General features: G+C 74.9%; 13 protein-coding genes. 2 read left to right on the top strand and 11 right to left on the bottom strand.

Annotated elements, in window-relative coordinates:
• From ACFVGO_RS37510 to ACFVGO_RS37460, 11 genes are all read right to left on the bottom strand, one after another.
• A partial coding sequence (locus tag ACFVGO_RS37510) for an alpha/beta fold hydrolase (RefSeq protein ID WP_380636651.1) occupies window positions 1-1019 on the bottom strand: 1019 nt, incomplete at its 3' end.
• Between the two features lie 120 nt (window positions 1020-1139).
• On the bottom strand, window positions 1140-1955 hold the full coding sequence (locus tag ACFVGO_RS37505; protein ID WP_380636649.1) for a 2-oxo acid dehydrogenase subunit E2: 816 nt from the start codon (window positions 1953-1955) through the stop codon (window positions 1140-1142).
• A complete protein-coding gene (locus ACFVGO_RS37500) occupies window positions 1952-2182 on the bottom strand; it encodes an acyl carrier protein (RefSeq protein ID WP_359914409.1) in 231 nt (76 codons plus the stop codon). The genes ACFVGO_RS37505 and ACFVGO_RS37500 overlap by 4 nt, the downstream gene beginning before the upstream one ends.
• Window positions 2183-2204: 22 nt before the next feature.
• Window positions 2205-3245, bottom strand: a complete 1041-nt coding sequence (locus ACFVGO_RS37495; RefSeq protein WP_359914412.1) for a 3-oxoacyl-ACP synthase III family protein — start codon at window positions 3243-3245, stop codon at window positions 2205-2207.
• Window positions 3246-3273: 28 nt separating this feature from the next.
• Window positions 3274-6276 (bottom strand): type I polyketide synthase, encoded by a 3003-nt coding sequence (locus ACFVGO_RS37490; RefSeq protein ID WP_380358314.1) that lies wholly within the window; start codon window positions 6274-6276, stop codon window positions 3274-3276.
• Window positions 6276-6575 (bottom strand): acyl carrier protein, encoded by a 300-nt coding sequence (locus ACFVGO_RS37485; RefSeq protein WP_359914414.1) that lies wholly within the window; start codon window positions 6573-6575, stop codon window positions 6276-6278. Before ACFVGO_RS37485 ends, ACFVGO_RS37490 begins: the two co-directional genes overlap by 1 nt.
• Window positions 6576-6615: 40 nt before the next feature.
• Window positions 6616-8400, bottom strand: a complete 1785-nt coding sequence (locus ACFVGO_RS37480) for an acyl-CoA dehydrogenase (protein WP_380358307.1) — start codon at window positions 8398-8400, stop codon at window positions 6616-6618.
• Window positions 8394-10172, bottom strand: coding sequence for an acyl-CoA dehydrogenase family protein (locus tag ACFVGO_RS37475; RefSeq protein ID WP_380636645.1), 1779 nt, complete (start codon window positions 10170-10172; stop codon window positions 8394-8396). Before ACFVGO_RS37475 ends, ACFVGO_RS37480 begins: the two co-directional genes overlap by 7 nt.
• Before the next feature lies 1 nt (window position 10173).
• Window positions 10174-11943: a fatty acyl-AMP ligase gene (locus tag ACFVGO_RS37470; protein WP_359914422.1), complete on the bottom strand. Its 1770-nt coding sequence runs from the start codon at window positions 11941-11943 to the stop codon at window positions 10174-10176.
• Window positions 11944-12013: 70 nt separating this feature from the next.
• Entirely contained in the window at window positions 12014-12268 is a 255-nt protein-coding gene (locus ACFVGO_RS37465) for a DUF6059 family protein (RefSeq protein WP_380636643.1), read from the bottom strand.
• Window positions 12269-12270: 2 nt separating this feature from the next.
• Entirely contained in the window at window positions 12271-14214 is a 1944-nt protein-coding gene (locus tag ACFVGO_RS37460; RefSeq protein WP_380636640.1) for an HAD-IIIC family phosphatase, read from the bottom strand.
• 167 nt (window positions 14215-14381) lie between these two features.
• Here ACFVGO_RS37460 and ACFVGO_RS37455 point away from each other — a divergent pair, with 167 nt between their 5' ends.
• Together ACFVGO_RS37455 and ACFVGO_RS37450 are read left to right on the top strand one after the other, a co-directional pair.
• Complete coding sequence (locus tag ACFVGO_RS37455) at window positions 14382-15659, top strand: FAD-dependent oxidoreductase (protein ID WP_359914430.1); 1278 nt, start codon at window positions 14382-14384, stop codon at window positions 15657-15659.
• Between the two features lie 32 nt (window positions 15660-15691).
• Complete coding sequence (locus ACFVGO_RS37450) at window positions 15692-16918, top strand: cytochrome P450 (RefSeq protein WP_380636636.1); 1227 nt, start codon at window positions 15692-15694, stop codon at window positions 16916-16918.
• Window positions 16919-17080 lie beyond the last annotated feature (162 nt).

Below are 17080 nucleotides of genomic sequence, written 5' to 3'. Positions count from 1 at the left end.
TCGCTCAGGCGGGCGCGCAGCAGGGAGAGGATCAGCCACCGGCGCATCGCCCCGACGTGTCCCGGGGAGCCGTGGACGTCGTCGAAGACCTTGAACCGGGCCCGCGGTGCCAGCAGCGCGAGCCGGCGGTGCTCGCCCTGCGGGATGATCTCGTCGCGGGAACTGGCCACGTAGTCGACCGGGATGTCCACGGATCCGAGCTGGGCCGGGGTGAGCGGGAAGTCGGCCAGGACGTCCCGGAGTTCGTCCCGGTCCGCGGTCCGGGTGAGCCGGCGCAGGGTCTCCACGGTGATGCCGGGGACCTCGGGCCACCAGGCGGAGTCGGTGAAGAACCCGGCGACGGGCGCCCCGACGGTGTGGATGCTGCGGATGCGGGGGTCCTCGGCGGCGGCCCGCAGCGCCAGGTGCCCGCTGAAGCTGAGGGCGAGCGCCGCCGTCTCGGCGACCCGCGCGCGGTCGGCCAGCCGGTCCAGCAGGTACGGCAGCAGGCGCCAGGAGTCGGCACGGTAGGGAAGCGTGTTCTCGCCGACCCCGGGCAGTTCGGTGGCGACGGCGGCGAAGCCGAGCCGGGCGAACAGCGGAAGCGTCGGAGCCCACTGCTCCTTGACGCTGACGATGCCTCCCATGATCAGCAGCAGCGGCCGCGGCCGGTCGGCCGACAGGCCGGACGCCCAGGCCGCCAGGTTGCCGTCCGGGTGTTCGAACTCCAGCCGCTCGATGCCGTTGCGGCCGGTGCGCCGCCAGGTGTCGAAGGCGTCGACGCAGCGGCGCTGGGCCTCCAGCCGGTCCTCGTCGCCGTGGTACGGGAAGCGGGCGAGCGCGTAGCGCCGGCAGGCGTCGAGCGGGCGGCCGGCCCGCAGCCGGTCGCCCTCGGCGGTCCACACCCGCGCCCAGGAGCCGGGGTCGCCGGGTTCGTCCCCGGTGATCCGGGACAGTACGGACCGGACGTACTGCTCCGTCAGGCCCTGGCCGCGTCCGTGCAGCCGGGCGAACTCCTTGAGCTCTGCCAGATGGTCCATGGTGCGTCCTCGGGTGGGCGGTAGGCGGGGGGCGGTGGGCGGGGGCGGGGTGGTCGGCGCGGGCCGGGCCGGGGGCGGCCCCGGCCCGGCCCCGCCCGGAAGGACCGTGCGGGTGGCGGCTCAGGCCGTCCCCGCGGCGCCGGCGGGGCGGTCCGGGCCCGCGCCGTCCTCGAAGCCCTCCAGGGCCTGCTTGAGGTCGGCGAGGACGTCGGCGGCGAGGGCGCCGTCGATGACCCGGTGGTCGAAGGTGAGGCCGAGCCGCATCAGCGGGGCCACCTCGACCCGGCCGTCCCGCACCACGGGCCGGTCGAGCACCCGGCCGGCGTTCAGCGTCACCGCGGTGCCTCCGCTGGCGTGGAAGCCGTCCACCGGGCGGTGCCCGAGCGAGCTGACCGCGACGGTGCCCAGGACGCCGGGGCGGCGCCGGGGGCTGCGCAGCGCGGCGGCGAAGGCCAGCCGGCCGAGCGGGACCGGCAGCCGGCCCAGCATCCGCACGCCGCGGAACTCCGGGAGGTCGGCGGCGGCGATGTCCCGGTAGCGGTCGATCCGCGCCTGGATGGCGGGCAGGTCGGCGCTCTCCAGGCCCGGCAGCAGTGCGGAGAGCACGGTGCGCTCGCCGTCCACCGGGCGGTCGAGGGCGAGCTTGGCGGTGACGCCGGTGAAGCGGACCGTCCGGGGGCCCCGCAGGCCGGGCCAGCCCGGGGCCAGGACGGCGTTGGCCTCGGGGTGGCGGTCCAGCACGCGGCCGGTGGCGTGCAGCAGGTAGGCGACCACCGAGTAGCGGTTCCCGGCCGCCCCGGCCTCGGCGCGGTGGCGCTGGACGCGGGTCATGTCGACCTCGGTGTCCAGGTGCACCGGGCGCTGCCGGGCGGCGTGCTCCAGGAAGTAGAGGGTGTGCCGCCGGCGGCGCTCGGGGTGCGGGCGGGCGGCGGTCACCGGTCGACCGCCAGCCGGTAGATCTCCTCCAGGCTGCGGGCCTCCATCACCCGTCCGACCGGCAGCGGGCGGCCGGTGCTCCGCTCCAGCGCGGTGACCAGCTTGAGCAGGTAGAGGGAGTCCCACTCGGGGATCCGGTCGAGGTCGGCGGCGATGTCCCCGTCCGCCAGCGGGATGCCCAGTTCCTCGCGGACCAGGCGGGCGAACTCGTCGACGGTCTGCATCATGCGTCCAATCGGTGACGGAGTGTCACATCTTCTCCAGGGCGAAGCCCGCCTTGATCCACTTGCTGGACTCCACGGCCACCGCGAGGGCCTTCTCGCCGCGGGACATCTGCCCCAGCAGCCGCTCCAGCTGGAGGAAGGGCAGCGCGTTGCCGTTGTTGCCGGTGTCCGCGACGCAGGACACCTCGGTGGCACCGGGCACGTCGAGCTGCTCGTGGATGCGGCGGGTCATCCGGCCGGAGAGCTGCGGGGGCAGCAGGTAGTCGAGCTCCTCGGCGGACCAGTCCAGGTCGTCGAGCAGCTCCCAGAGGATCTCCACCGCCATCACCGGGACGAACTCCTCGATGGCCTTGTAGTCCTCCCGGACGGCCTGCCGGTCGTCGTACCGGTCGGCCAGGCCGAACCAGTCGATGACCTGGCCGGGTTCCCGGCCGAGGCCGGTGAACCGGTTGAGCACCCGGCGCAGCGCCACCGCCTCGCCCCTGGGCTCGGCGGTGAGCACCGCGGCGCCGGCGCCGTCGCCGAAGAGCACGTAGTTGACCAGGTCGCTCGGCGCCGCGCCGGCCAGGTCCCGGTCGAGGTCGAGGTGCTTGCTGCAGACGTCGCCGCCGATCACCAGGCCGGCCCGGTGGCCCTCGCCGGCGATCAGGGTCCGGCCGAGCCCGAGCGCCTGGACGGCACCGGCGCAGCCGGACTGGAGCTGGTACGTGGGCACCTGGTCCAGGCCGAGCTGGTCGGCGATGTGGTTGACGGTGGCGGGCATCAGGTGGTCCGGGGTCGCGGTGCCGAGCACCACGAAACCGATCTCCGCCGGGTCGATCCCGGCGGCGGCGACGGCCCGGGCGCCGGCCTGGGCGCACAGGTCGGCGAGCGACCAGCGCACCGTGCCGGTGGCGAGGTCGCGGGCGAAGTGGCGGGTGCGGGTGCCGATGAAGAGGTCGATCCACTCCTCGTTGACCCCCAGCACCTTGGCGAGCGCGGCGTTGTCGACCGGGTCGCCGGGCAGGGCGGTCCCGACCGAGGCGAGGTACGCCTGGACGGGATCGCGCTCGGGTGGCGGCTGCATGGTGTGCGGTCCTTTCTGCGGGACGGGTTCAGGCGGCGGCGGTGTGCCGTTCGCCCAGGAAGCCGATGAGGTCGCCGACCGAGGACAGCCGGGGCAACAGGTCCTCCACGCTCAGCGGTTCGAGGCCGGTCAGCCGCTCCTCGATGCGCTTCTTGAGCTCCATGACCATCACCGAGTCGAAGCCGAGGTCCTCGAAGAGCCGTGCGTGCGGGGTGATCTCCTCGGGCGCGTAGCTGCCCACCTGCGCCACGGCGGCCAGGACGGCGCCGGCCACGGGGTCCGGGGCCCGGAGGCCCGGGTCGGACCCGGCCGGCCGCGGGTCGGCGGCGGACGGGACGGTCGCGGACGGGTCGGAGGCGGACGGGTCGGAGGCGGACGGAACGGACGTGGACCGAACGGGCGGGCGGGCCCAGAACCGGCGGTCGTCGGCGAAGGCGTACGGGGCCAGCCGGTGCGCCCTGCGGTCCTCCTCGGCGTACACCGCGTGCCAGTCCGGGTCGGCCCCGCCGCGGAACAGCTCGGCGACGGCCTCGGCCAGCTCCCGCCCGCCGGCCTGCTCGCCCGGCACCGGCAGGACGCCGCGCGGGCCCGCCCCGGCGGGGGCACCGCCCAGCCGGCGGGCCATCGGGACGAGCACCGGCCGCGGGCCGACCTCCAGCAGGTGGGTCGGCGCCTCCGCGAGCAACTGCCGTGCGGCGTCCGCGAACAGCACCGGAGCGCCGATGTGCTCGACCCAGTAGGCCGCGTCCATCGGCTCGGCCTCCAGCAGCCTGCCGCGCAGCGTGGAGTACACCGGCAGGGCCGGGACGCTCCCGCCGGCCTCCTCCGCGACCGCGGCGAAGCGTTCCAGCACGGGCTCCATCAACGGCGAGTGGAAGGCGTGCGAGACCTCCAGGCGGCGCGAGCGCACCCCGGCGCGGGTCAGCTCCTCCTCGATCCGGGCCAGCGCCGCGAGGTCTCCGGAGAGCACGGTGGCCGTGGGCCCGTTGACGGCGGCGATCCCGATCAGCGGTTCGCCGGCGATCCGCTCGGCCAGGACGGCGGCCTCCGCGCGCACCGCCAGCATCCCGCCGCCCGCGGGGAGTTCCTGCATCAGCCGGCCGCGCGCCGAGACCAGCCGGGCCGCCTGCTCCAGCGGCAGCGCGTCGGCGAGCACCGCGGCCGCGTACTCGCCGATGCTGTGGCCGAGCAGCATCCCGGGGCGCACCCCGAGTTCGGTCAGGGTGGCGGCCAGCGCGTAGCCGACCGCGAACAGGGCCGGCTGCGCCCAGCCGGTGCGGTGGACGGCGGGGTCCGCGGCGAGCAGCAGGTCGCGCACCGAGCCCTCGGTGTGCGGCCGGAGCGCCTCGTCCGCCCGGTCGAGGTGGCGGCGGAACAGCGGGGCGTCGCGGTAGAGGCCGGCCGCCATGCCCGGGTACTGCGAGCCCTGCCCGGTGAAGAGCAGGGCCACCCGCGGGCGCCCGCCCGGCCCGCCGGTGAGGCGGGTCAGCAGGTCCTCGTCGTCGGCCGCCCGGCGCAGGACGGCCGCCAGGTCGGCGGTGTCGGTGGCCGGTACGGCGAAGCGGTGCCGGTGGCCGGTCTTGAGCCGGGTGCTGCTCCAGCCCACGGCGCCGACCGGGGTCACCCGGTGGCGCTGGAGGGCGTCGGCCTGCGCCACCAGGTTGCGGCGCAGCGCCTGCGCGGTGGGCGCGGTCAGGGTGAACACCGCCGCCCCGAGGCCGGTGGGCCGGGCGGCGGATCCGGCCGTGGGCCGGGCGGCGCCGCCGGGCGCGGACTCCAGCACCGCGTGGGCGTTGGTGCCGCCCATGCCGAAGCTGCTGAGGCCGCCGACGGTGGTTCCGGCCGCCAGCCGCAGGGGCGCCTTGAGCAGCCGCAGGCCGTACTTGGAGAGTTTCAGCGCCGGGTTCTCCCTGGCGGCGAACCGGCTGGCGGGCACCACCCGGTGGTGCAGGGAGAGCGCCACCTTGATGAGTCCGGCGATCCCGGCGGCGCCCTCGGTGTGGCCGAGGTTGCCCTTGACCGAGCCGAGGGCCAGCGGCTTGCCGGTGCGGTCGGCGTGCAGGTCGCCGAGCGCCTTGACCTCGATCATGTCGCCGAGCACGGTGCCGGTGCCGTGGCCCTCGGTGAAGGCGACGTCGGACGGCTCGACCCCGGCCCGGCGGTAGGCGGAGGCCAGCACCTCCTGCTGCGACCAGCGGTTGGGCGCGGTGAGGCCGTTGCTGCGCCCGTCCTGGTTGACGGCGGTGCCGCGGATCACCGCGTACACCGGCTGCCCGTCGGCGATCGCGTCCTCGAGGCGGCGCAGCACCACCGCGCCGACGCCCTCGCCGCGGCCGATGCCGTCGGCGTCGGCACTGAAGGGCTTGCAGCGGCCGTCGGGCGCGGAGAGCCCGGCCTGGGTGTAGAAGATGCCGAGGGCCGGCGTGAGGGCGATGTTCACCCCGGCCGCGACGGCGGTGTCGCACTCCCCCGCGAGCAGGGCGTTGCACGCCAGGTGGACGGCGACCAGCGAGGAGGAGCAGGCCGTGTCCACGGCCAGGCTCGGGCCCTTGAGGTCGAGGTGGTAGGAGATCCGGTTGGCGGTCATGCAGTAGCCGTTGCCGGATCCGACCTGCGCGGTGACCCGCGCGTAGTCGGTGAGGTGGAGGTGGGCCCACTCGTTGCCCATGATGCCGACGAAGACCCCGGTGTCGGTCCCGGCCAGGCTCTGCGGCGCGATTCCGGCGTCCTCGACCGCGCGCCAGGCGCACTGCAGGACCAGCCGCTGCTGGGGGTCCATCGCGGCGGCCTCGCGCGGCGAGATCGCGAAGAACTCGTGGTCGAAGGCGTCCGGGTCGGTGATGAAGCCGCCGCTGGTGGTGTTGGAGTGCCCCTCGGCGCCTTCGGGCGAGTAGAAGTCGTCGGCGTTCCACCGCTGTTCGGGCACCCGTCCGACGCCGTCACCGGAGCGCATCAGCAGGTCCCAGTACGCGGCGGGGTCCGGTGCGCCGGGGAAGCGGCAGTCGATGCCGACGATCGCGACGGGCTGCATCATGCCTCTCCCACGGTGGCGCGCAGCTCCTCCACCAGGTATCCGGCGAGCGCGTCGACGGTCGGGTAGTCCCAGGCCACGGTGGGCTCCAGGACGAGGTCGAAGTCCTCCTCGATGTCGCCGCACAGGCTCAGCGCGGCGACCGAGTCCAGGCCGTACTCGGCGAGCGGGACGCCGGGGGCGATCTCGTCGGCCGGGCGCTTCAGGTAGAGGGAGATCCGGTCGGCGAGCCAGCCGGTCAGGGTCTCGACGGTGTGCTCGCCGAGGGTGGCCGGAAGGCCGGTGGTGGGGACGGTCATGAGGTGCTCCTCGCTGCGTGGGAAAGGACGGGGCGGCCGGTCAGCCGGCCAGCGGGGTGTCGTAGAGGTCGTAGCCGCGGCGCTCGTGGAAGCGGCGCAGCAGTTCCTGGTGGACCTTCTCCTCGCAGCCGGCCGGCAGGTCGGCCGGGCGGCGGCCGAGGCGCCGGGCGAGCCGGTGCAGGGCGGCCGCGGCCCAGGAGGGGTCGGCGAGGAAGGGGTCGGTGCCGTCGGCCCGGGCCGCGCGCCGGACGCCGAGGACGGCGGCCGCGGCGAGGACCACCGCGTAGCGGTCGGCCAGGGCGAAGGCGCCGGGGCCGGCCAGGGCGGTGCGGTCCTGGGGGGCGAGGGCGAGGCTGTCCTGCTGGATCCGCCGCAGCTCGTCCACCATGGCGAGCGCGAGGGTCCGCAGGGCCCGCTCCTCGGGCGCCGTGTCGGGCCGGTCGTCGCGGGAGGCGACCAGTGAGGCGCTGAGGCTGTCCCGTCCGGCGGCGAGGGTGAGCCGGTCGAAGGGGATCCCGGGCAGGTCCGTGCGGGTCTCGAAGAGCGCCGCGGGCGCCTCGTCGCCGGTGAACCAGGCCCGCCGGGCGAGCCTGGCCAGCTGCGGGACGACGGTGGCCTGGCAGGCCGCCGAGCCGGCGTGGCCGAGGCTGAGCACCGGGAGGTCGCGCAGGTGCTTCTGGAAGGCGCCGAACTCGCCGTCGCGGAGGTAGAACCGGGCGCCGAGCACGATCGACAGGTCGTGCATGACCTCCGTCAGCACCTTGGGCACCAGGTACTTGACGACGGCGGCGGACACGCTGGTCTCCTCCGGCAGGAGGTGCACGGCGCGGGTTCCGACCAGCGAGAGGCTGTCGCAGACCAGCAGGTCCAGGAAGGCGCCGGTGAGGGTGGAGCGGGCGTGCGGGATCTCCGCCACCGGGCGCCGGTAGAGGCGCCGGCCCAGGGCGAACCCGACGACGGTTCGCAGGCCGGTGTCGGCGGCTCCGAGCGCCATCCCGGGCAGGACGCTGCGGGTGATCTGGAAGGAGCGCAGCGCCAGTTCCGCGCCCTGGCCCTGCTCGCCGACCAGGGTGGCGGCCGGGACGGGGCAGTCGTCGAAGTCCAGGCCGGAGATCCGGCAGCCGCGCACCCCGGCGGTGGGGTGGCGGGGCAGGGTGGCGAAGCGGGCCGGGTCGAGCTGGTCGCGCTCCGCCAGCAGGACCGAGTGGCTGCGGGCGCCGGGCGCGTCGTCGGTGCGGGCGAACAGCGCGAAGGCGGCGGCCCGGTCGGCGTTGTTGATGACCTGTTTGCGGCCGTGCAGCCGGTAGCCGCCGGGCTCGGGCCGGGCCCGGAAGTCGTTGCGCAGGAAGTCGTTGCCGTGCGCCAGCTCGTGGTAGGCGACCGAGACCTTGGCGCCGCCGAGCAGCAGCTCGGCCAGCCGGGCGCGCTGCTGCGCGCTGCCCGCGGTCCAGACGTTGACGGCCGCCATGAACGAGGTGACGCCGTAGCCGAGGCCGAGTGCGACGTCGCGCCGGAAGACCGGCCGCAGGGTGCGGGCCAGGGTGTCGATCCGGGTGAGCCGCCCGCCGAGTTCGGCGGGGACGAATTCGGCGGTCAGGCGGAGGTCGTCCAGCAGTTGTTCGCCGGCCCCGGACAGCTCGCCGGCCTCGTCGGCGGCCAGCAGCCGTTCGGTGCCGACCGGGTTGGCCGGGTCGCCCGGGTCGCCGAAGCGGCGTTCGAGTTCGGCGACCCGGTCCCGGGCCGCGGTCTCCTGGGCCCCCTCCCGGGGGCGGTCGGCGGGGGCCTCCGGACGGGGGAGTCCGGGGGCCGCGGAGTCGGTCAGCATGGCGCCCCCTCGGCAGGACGGTCGTCGGTGGGTGCGGGGCGGTGCAGCCGCAGCGGGAGCAGGGAGTGCAGCTCGCCGGCCGCCCGGGTGTCGCGCAGCCGTGCCAGCAGCGCGGGATAGGCCTCCGGCCGGGGGCCGTCCTGCTCGCCGAGCCGGACCAGCAGCCGGTCCAGGGCGGGCCACAGCCAGACGCCGTCGCGCCAGAGCGCGCCGGTGCGTCCCCGGGCGGCGGCCCGGTGGTTGTGCGCCCACAGGCCCAGGCAGGCGGCGCCCGCCAGGCAGAGGCTGTAGCGCCGGGCGACCTCGAAGGCGGCGGTCGGCACGTCGGAGACCGGGGAGCGGTGGGCGGCCATCTCGGCGTGGACGCGGCCGGTCGCGGCGAGCAGCAGTTCGGCGGCCTCCAGGGCGCCGTCGAGCGCGGGGTCGTGCCCGGCCTCGGCGCGCAGGGCGGCCACGGAGGCCGGCAGCGACGCGACGATGCCGCTGCCGCCCTTGGCGACCAGGGAGAGCCGGGACGGGTCCAGGGCCGGCAGCGGCGCGGCCAGGTCGAAGGCGGTGGCGGCCCCGGCGGTGTCCCCGGTGCCCCGTTCCCAGCCGCGGGACAGTGAACGGAACTGGTTGACCAGGGAGTTGAGGTTGACCAGGGTGTTGCCGTCGAAGAGTCCGACGATCCGGTGGTCCCGGTCGACCTTCTGGAACATGCCGCCGGCGTGCTCCCCCTTGAGGAAGGCGCGGGCGCCCAGCAGCCGGGTCAGTTCGGCGATGACCTGCTCGGTGCCGGTGGGCACCAGGTACTTGGTGGCGGCGGCGGCCACGCCGAGCTCGCCGGTGAGGGTGTGGACCGAACGGATCGCGACCGTCGCCAGCGCCTCGCCGACCAGCACGTCGGCGGCGGCCGAGGCGAGCACCTGCCGCGCCTGCGGCAGGTCCACCAGGCGGCGGCCGTACAGCTCCCGCCGCTCGGCGAAGTCCAGGGCCAGCGCGAGGGCGTGGTCGGCGGCGCCCAGCGACAGCGCGGCGCACATCGTCCGGGTCAGCTGGAGCGCCTTGAGCACCGTCTCCAGGCCGCCGCCCTCGGTGCCGACGAGGGCGGTGGCCGGCACCGGGGCCCGGTCGTAGGCGATGCCGCTGATGTCGGCGCCGCGGATGCCGTGGGTGCGGATCTTGTCGAGGCAGCGGTAGTGCTCCGGGCCGAGGCCGCGCTTGTCCATCAGCAGCACGCTGAACCCGCGCGGGCCGCCGGCCGGGTCGGTGCGCACGAGCGCGGACAGGACGCTGCCCCGGGTGGCGTTGTTGATCAGCCACTTCTCGCCGCTGACCAGCCAGCCCCCGGCGCCGTCCGGTTCGCCGTGCACCTCGTCGGCGAGCAGGTCGCTGCCGTGCGCCCGCTCGGTGAGGCCCAGCGACACCGGGACGCCGGCGCGGATGTCCGCGGCCAGCCGGGCGGCCTGCTCGGGGCTGCCCGACACCCAGACGCAGACGCCGCCCAGGTAGGTCTTGCCGTGGCCGATCGCCACGGTGAGGTCGCGGCGGGCGACGGTCCGCATGACCTGCATGACGGTCTCGTAGTCGGTGAGCCGGCCGCCGTGCTCGGCGGGCACGTATTGGTCCTGGAGGCGCCAGTCCTCCAGGACCCGGCAGATGTCGGCCGGGAAGGTCTCGCTCTCGTCCAGCTCCAGGCTGCGGGCGTACGAGAACACGGTGCCGGGGGCGTCCGGGTCGCCGAGGAACTGTTCGAGCTCCTCGGCGACGCGGTACGGCGCGTGGTCCATGTCAGCCCACCGGTTCCGGGTCGCGGGTGCCGACGAGCTCGCGCACCGCCGGGTCGAGCACGGCGTGCAGCGGGGTGACGGCGCCCTCCAGGAACAGCTTGCGCATCAGGGTCCGCTGGATCTTGCCGCTGGTGGTGCGGCGGACGGTGCCCGGGCGCACCAGCAGGACGTTGCCCGCGGGCACCGCGAACTCCCGGCTGACCAGGGCCTGGACGGTGGCGGTGAGCTTCTTGAGGTCCTGGTCCGCCAGGGCGCTCGGGCGGACCTCGTGGATCACCACCAGGTGCTCCTGGCCGGTGTCGACGGCGAAGACCGCTCCGGCGCCGAAGGCCGTCGGCTCCAGGGCGCGCACCGCGTTCTCCACGTCGTACGGATAGATGTTGCGGCCGTTGATCAGGATCATCTCCTTCAGCCGGCCGGTCACGAACAGTTCGCCGCGCTCCACCGCGCCCAGGTCGCCGGTCCGCAGCCAGCGGCCGAGCTCCTCCGCGCCGGCGATCCGGGCGCCGAACACCTCCGCGTTGACCTCGGGGCGGTCCCAGTAGCCGGAGGAGACGCTGGCGCCGCGCACCCAGATCTCGCCGACCTCGCGCTCGGGGCGTTCCGCACGGGTCTGCGGGTCGACGATGCGCACCTCGAAGTCCTCGGAGCCCACGACGCCGCTGGAGGCCAGGGCCCGCGTCGGCTCCCGGAGGAACGGCCCCTCCAGCCGGCCCGCCTCCAGGCCCGCGGCGTCCACCTCGCGCAGCACCGCCGGCCGGCCGTGCCGCTTGCCGGAGACCAGCAGCGTGGTCTCGGCCATGCCGTAGCAGGGGAAGAACGTGTCGGCCCGGAAGCCGTACGGCCCGAAGCGCTCGGCGAAGGCCCGCAGGGTGTCGGCGCGGACCGGCTCCGCGCCGTTGCAGGCGACCTGCCAGCTGGACAGGTCGATGCCCTCCAGGTGGGCGTCGGTCACCCGCCGCAGGCAGAGGTCGTAGGCGAAGTTGGGGGCGGCGGAGATGGTCACCCGGTGCTCGCCGATCAGTTCCAGCCAGCGCACCGGACGGCGCAGGAAGGAGGTCGGGGACATCAGCACCGCGCTGGTGCCCAGCCACAGCGGCTGGAGCACGTGCCCGATCAGGCCCATGTCGTGGTAGAAGGGCAGCCAGCCGCCCAGCACGGTGTCCGGGCCGCTGCCGGTGGAGCGCTGGATGGCGGCCTCGTTGGCCAGCAGGTTGGCGTGCGAGACCATCACGCCCTTGGGCTCGCTGGTCGAGCCGGAGGTGTACTGGAGGAAGGCCAGGTCCTCGGGGCGCAGCCCCGGGTCGCGCCAGGCGGCGGCGTCGCCCACCGGCCCGTCCGTGGCGAGGCAGAGCACGTCGGAGAAGCCCTCGTCCGCCAGCCACGCCCCGACGTCCGGCGCGTGCTTGCCGATGGTCAGCACGGCGCCGACCCGGGCGTCCCGGACGATCCCGGACACCCGCTGGAAGTGCTGGCCCTGCTCCGTGGGCAGGGGCGCCGGGACGGCCACCGCGCCCGCGTACAGGCAGCCGACGAACGCCGTCAGGAACTCCAGTCCCGACGGGTACAGCAGCAGCACCTGCCGGCCGGTCATCCCCCGGTCCTGCAACCAGGCCGCCAGCTCCTTCGCCGACCGGTCCAGGCCCGCGTACGTGAGCCGTTCCGGTTCCACCCCCCGCACCCCGTTCTCCAGGAACAGGTAGGCGTCCGCATCCCCACGCTCTGCCGCCCGCGCGAGCACCAGCTCCGCGAACGATCGGAAACCCGCCACCGTCAATCCCCCTCGTTCGGTCGACACGTCCGGACCGATCATCAGTTCGAGCACTAAAGCCGCCGTTGCGCTACACGCGCCTGCGCAGGCCCTCCAGTTGGGCCCACAGCTCCTGCTCCCGCTCCGACAGCGGGACCCCGCGCAGCAGGCGCTCGGGGTGGTCCCCCGGCGGTTCCTCCAACGGCGCGGGCGCCGGCTCCCGGCCGACGGTCAGGTGGTACTCGACCGTGACCGCCCCGAACATCGCGCCCAGGTTGGCCAGCGCCCGGACCCAGCCGGCGGCCCACCGCCGCAGCGCCGCACGCCGCCGCTCCCCCGGCCCCACCGCTACGCCCCCCGGTCCGGGGCCCGGTCGAAGTCCACGGTCAGGGCGACGTGCCCCGGCACCTCGGGCAGGACCTCCAGGTCGTGCCGGAAGGACACCTCCCCGGCCGCGTCCTCACCGGTGGGCACGAAGCCCAGCGACGGGTAGAGCCCGCGCACCTTGCCGTTCTTGGCGGTGGGCCGGAAGCGGGCGTGCACGGCCGGCGCCCCGGCCCGCCGGGCACGCTCCAGCACGGCGGCCAGCGCGGCCTGTTCGATGCCCCGGGCGAAGACCCGGCAGCTCAGCAGGGCGTTGTCGATGTGCCAGCCGTCCTGGGCCGTGCGCACCAGGACCAGGCCAACCAGCCCGTTGTCGCCGAACCGGTCGGTGGCGCGGACCGCGAGCACCAGGTGCTCCGCCGCGTCCATCCGGGCCCGGACGTCGGCCGCCTGGAGCCGCTCGGTGGTGAGGTTGAACTGGTTGGTGCGCAGGGTGATCTGGGAGGCCCTGGCCACCTCGTGCTCCCGCACCGGCGAGAGCGAGACCCGCACGTCGAGCCGGGCCAGGTAGTCCTCCATCGAGCCGGCGTCGTCCAGCAGGTCCTGCCGGGCGGCCTCGGAGCGGTACTGGTCCGCGCGGACCCGGTCCTCCGCGGTGAGCGCGGCCACGTCGAACCAGCCGTCCGCGAGCAGCCGCTCCACGTGCAGCGCCGGCTCCTCGTCCAGCCGGACGACGGCCACCTGGGGCAGGCTGCTCGCGACCAGCCCGCACTCGAACGGCGAGTCGTCGACGAAGACGAAGCTGTCCACGCCCAGGTTGAGCCGGCGCGCGATGTCCAGCAGATTGCCGTCCTTGGGCTCCCAGTTGGCGTTCACCCGGACGAAGTCGCCCTCCCGGAGCACCATGTCGGGGTGGTCGCGCAGCACCCCCAGCACCGCCTCCTGGTCGTTCTTGCTGGACACCGCCAACAGGACGCCCTGGGCCCCTATTTGGGCCACCACCCGCTGGAAGCGGCCGAACGCCTCGCCCCGGTAGGTGGTGGCCGCGGCGATGCCCTCCGGACCGTCGTCGCCCAGGATGCCGTCCCACAGGGTGTTGTCGAGGTCGACCACCAGCACCTTCCTGGCCCGGCCGCGCAGGCCGCGCACCAGGTGGCCGACCTCGCGGGCGTACGCCGCGAGCAGCTCCTCGCCGAGCTGCGCCTTGGCGTAGGCGGCCAGCCGGGGCTCGTTCACCGGTCCGCCCGCGGCGACCAGCGGGTCCAGGTCGACCACGCGCACCCGCTCGTGGTCCAGGGCGATCCGCAGCAGCCCGGCGTTGAACTCCCGCCACGCGATGCCGATCCGCGCCCGGGAGCGCGCGTCGACCAGCTGACGGGTGTGGACGGGCAGCAGCGGCACCGTGTTGAGCACCAGGGTGCCGGTGCCGTGCCCGACGTAGCGGGCGGCCAGCGCGGTCAGCAGGCGCAGCTTGGCCGCGACCGCGTCCTCCAGGTCCTCCGCCCGCCAGGGGTGCGGCAGTTCGTCGAACACCAGCTGGGCGTCCAGCACGCACAGGGCGAGGTCCACGCCCGCCGCGTACAGCTCGCTGCCGGTGTCCTGCAGGTCCCGCAGCCAGGAGCCGTAGTCGGCGGTCGTCGCCTTCGCCACGAAGCCGTGGCGGGCGAGCTCGGCGGTGAGCGGGGCGGTGAGGGCGCCGAGCGTGGAGTGGCCGGTGACGGCCACGCCGACCGCCTCCAGCCCTTCGTGGCGGGCCAGCACCTCGGCCGGGTCGAGCCGGGCCAGCAACTGCCCGGCCCGGGCCAGGTCCCGCCCGGGCGTCCCGGCCGGCGCGCCCGCCGCCAGCTCGGCCAGCAGCCCGGGCACCTGCGGGTACTCCTCGGCCAGCCGCCCCTCGCCGTGCAGGGCGCGCAGCCGGTCCAGCGGCCCGGTCCGCTCGCCGGTGGCCGTGTTCACAACCGCGGTCACGGTCTCTCCTTCGCTGCCTCTGATGGACGCGCCGAGCCTGCGCGGACCCTCTTAAGGCGTCCTTGCGCGCGGGCCGGGAGCGCTTCGCAAGGAGGGCTTTAGCCGGTCCGCGAAGGGTGGCGGCCGAGACCGTGCCTCCGGATCCACCCACACGCGAGGAGCAAGCCATGACAGATACGGCCGGATCCAGGCCGGTGAGCACCCAGGTGTGCATCGTCGGCGCCGGTCCCGCCGGGCTGACGCTGGCGCTGGAGCTGGCCCGCCGGTCGGTGTCGGTCACCGTGGTGGAGCAGAGCGCCCACTTCGACCGCTCGTTCCGGGGCGAGTCGATCTCGCCGGACTCGGTGTGGCTGCTGGAGCGGCTCGGCATCCTGGACAAGGTCAGGGACAGCACCCTGGAGACCCGCCGGATGGAGATCCTCGACGGCGGCCGACCGGTGCTGAAGGCCGAGTTCGCGGCCTTCGACCAGCCCTGCCCGTTCCCGATGGAGCTGCCGCAGCCCCCGCTGCTGACCGCGCTGGCCGACGAGGCCGCCGCGCTGCCGGGCTTCACCCTGCTGCGCCGGACCACCGCGGTGGAACTGCTGCGGGACGGCACGGCGGTGACCGGCGTCCGGGTCCGCGGCCCCGAGGGCGAGTCCGAGGTCCACGCGGCGCTGACGGTGGCGGCCGACGGCCGCTTCAGCAAGGTCCGCGAGATGGCGGGGCTGCCGTACGAGAAGATCCCGCTGGAACGGGACTTCGTCTGGTTCAAGGTGCCGCAGCCCGAGGCCTGGGACCCGCACACCTACCGGGTCCGCATCCAGGGCGACCGCCACGGACTGTTCATCCCGACCGTGCCCGACCTGGTGCGGGTGGGCTTCAACATCCCCAAGGGCGGCCTGCGCGAGATGCGCAGGCAGGGCATCGAGTCGCTGTACGCCCGGGTCGACGAGCTCGCCCCGGAGGTCTCCGCCGGAGTGCGGGAGTCCGTCACCAGCTGGTCGGACACCTCCATGCTGGACATCTTCACCACCGTGGTGCCGCACTGGTCGCAGCCCGGCCTGGTGCTGGTGGGCGACGCCGCGCACACCCTGACCCCGGTGCTGGGACAGGGCGTCAACCACGCGATCGCCGACGCGGTGGTCCTGGCGCCGCTGGTCGCCGAGGCGTTGGCCGGCGACGGCGGACCGGGCGCCCTGCACGCCGCCTGCCGCCGGTTCCAGCACGTGCGGGAGGGGCACGTGGCCCGCTCCCGCGGCCTCCAGATGCGCCAGGAGCGGGCGTTCGCGCTGAGCGACCCCGTCCCGGTGGCGCTGCGCCGGCTGGCCTACCGCCTGGTGAGCTCCAACAGCCTCCTCAAGCGCAGGATCGTCGCCGGCATCTACTACCCGCTCCAGGACGCGCACCGGAGCGGACGCGCCGTCCTGCCCGTGGCCCCCCACCGCACGGGCTCCGTGAGCTGACCGACAACCACAGATTCGGAGAGGAACCACCGATGACCGCACAGCCCGACGCAGCACCCGCCCCGGAGGCCCAGGAGGTGCCGGACTACCCGTTCGAGCGCCCGTCCGCGATGCAGGCCTGCCCGTTCTACGGCCACCTCCGGGAGAACCGGCCGGTGGCCGAGGTGCGCATGCCCAGCGGCGACCACGCGTACCTGGTCACCCGGTACGACGACGTGCGCACCGTGTTCTCGGACCCGCGCTTCAGCCGGGCCGCCACCCTGGAGGACGGTGCGCCCCGGCTCGCGGCGGCGCCGCAGAAGTTCAAGAGCCTGCTGAACATGGACCCGCCGGAGCACACCCGGGTGCGCAAGCTGGTCTCCCGGGAGTTCACCGTCCGCCGGGTGGCCGCCCTGCGGCCCCGGATCCAGGAGCACACCGACGCCCTGCTGGACGCCATGGCCGCGAGCGAGGGGCCGGTGGACCTCATCCCGGCGCTCGCCTTCCCGCTGCCGGTGACCGTGATCTGCGAGCTGCTCGGGGTGCCGTTCGAGGACCGGGAGAAGTTCTCCGCCTGGTCCAGCGCCTTCCTGGCGACCACCTCGCGGACCAAGGAGGAGATGCTGGAGGCCCAGGTCGGCCTGTTCACCTACCTCTCCGAGCTGGTCGAGGCCAAGCGGCAGCAGCCGGACGACGGCCTGCTGTCCGCCCTGGTCTCCATCCACGACGAGGACGGCGACCGGCTCAGCCACGAGGAGCTGATCTTCCTCGGGATCAGCCTGCTGGTGGCCGGCCACGAGACCACGGTCAACCAGATCGCCAACAGCGTGGTCGCGCTGCTCACCAACCCGGAGCGGCTGGCCGAGCTGCAGGCGAACCCGGAGCTGATCGACGCCGCGGTGGAGGAGCTGCTGCGCGCCTACCCGCCGGGCGACGAGGGGCTGCTGCGGATCACCACCGAGGAGCTCGAACTGGGCGGCGTGGTGATCCCCAAGGGCTCCGCGGTGCTGCCCGGCCTGGCCTCCGCCAACCGCGACCGCCGCCAGTACACCGACCCGGACGAGCTCGACTTCCACCGGCCGGGCAACCCGCACTTCGCGTTCAGCCACGGCACCCACTACTGCATCGGCGCGGGCCTGGCCCGGCTGGAGCTCCAGATCGCGATCGGCTCGCTGTTCCAGCGCTTCCCCACCCTGAAGCTGGCCGTGGCCCCGGAGGACCTGCCGCGCCCCTCGGGCATGCTGGTGCACGGCATCAGCGCGCTGCCCGTGGTGTGGTGACCCCGGCGCGTCCCCGCCCCTGACGACGAGCAGCCCCCGGACCGGAGTCCGGGGGCTGCTCGTCGTTCGCCGGGCCCGGGTACGGTGCGCCGGGCCGGGGTGTGCGGCCAGGTGTCCGGGGAGGACGGAAACGGCTCCCGGGTCCGCGAGACGGAACTCGCG

Origin of the sequence: Kitasatospora sp. NPDC057738 (assembly GCF_042798815.1) — a bacterium.
Taxonomy (GTDB): domain Bacteria; phylum Actinomycetota; class Actinomycetes; order Streptomycetales; family Streptomycetaceae; genus Kitasatospora; species Kitasatospora lactacystinica.
The sequence above is the reverse complement of the archived record's forward strand: the minus strand, read 5'-3'. Positions and strand labels throughout refer to the sequence as shown.

Coding starts and splice junctions, on each gene's coding strand:
- ACFVGO_RS37500 (WP_359914409.1), bottom strand. CDS start 2,182: ATGATGCAGACCGTCGACGAGTTCGCCCGCCTGGTCCGCGAGGAACTG.
- ACFVGO_RS37495 (WP_359914412.1), bottom strand. CDS start 3,245: ATGCAGCCGCCACCCGAGCGCGATCCCGTCCAGGCGTACCTCGCCTCG.
- ACFVGO_RS37490 (WP_380358314.1), bottom strand. CDS start 6,276: ATGCAGCCCGTCGCGATCGTCGGCATCGACTGCCGCTTCCCCGGCGCA.
- ACFVGO_RS37485 (WP_359914414.1), bottom strand. CDS start 6,575: ATGACCGTCCCCACCACCGGCCTTCCGGCCACCCTCGGCGAGCACACC.
- ACFVGO_RS37480 (WP_380358307.1), bottom strand. CDS start 8,400: ATGCTGACCGACTCCGCGGCCCCCGGACTCCCCCGTCCGGAGGCCCCC.
- ACFVGO_RS37475 (WP_380636645.1), bottom strand. CDS start 10,172: ATGGACCACGCGCCGTACCGCGTCGCCGAGGAGCTCGAACAGTTCCTC.
- ACFVGO_RS37455 (WP_359914430.1), top strand. CDS start 14,382: ATGACAGATACGGCCGGATCCAGGCCGGTGAGCACCCAGGTGTGCATC.
- ACFVGO_RS37450 (WP_380636636.1), top strand. CDS start 15,692: ATGACCGCACAGCCCGACGCAGCACCCGCCCCGGAGGCCCAGGAGGTG.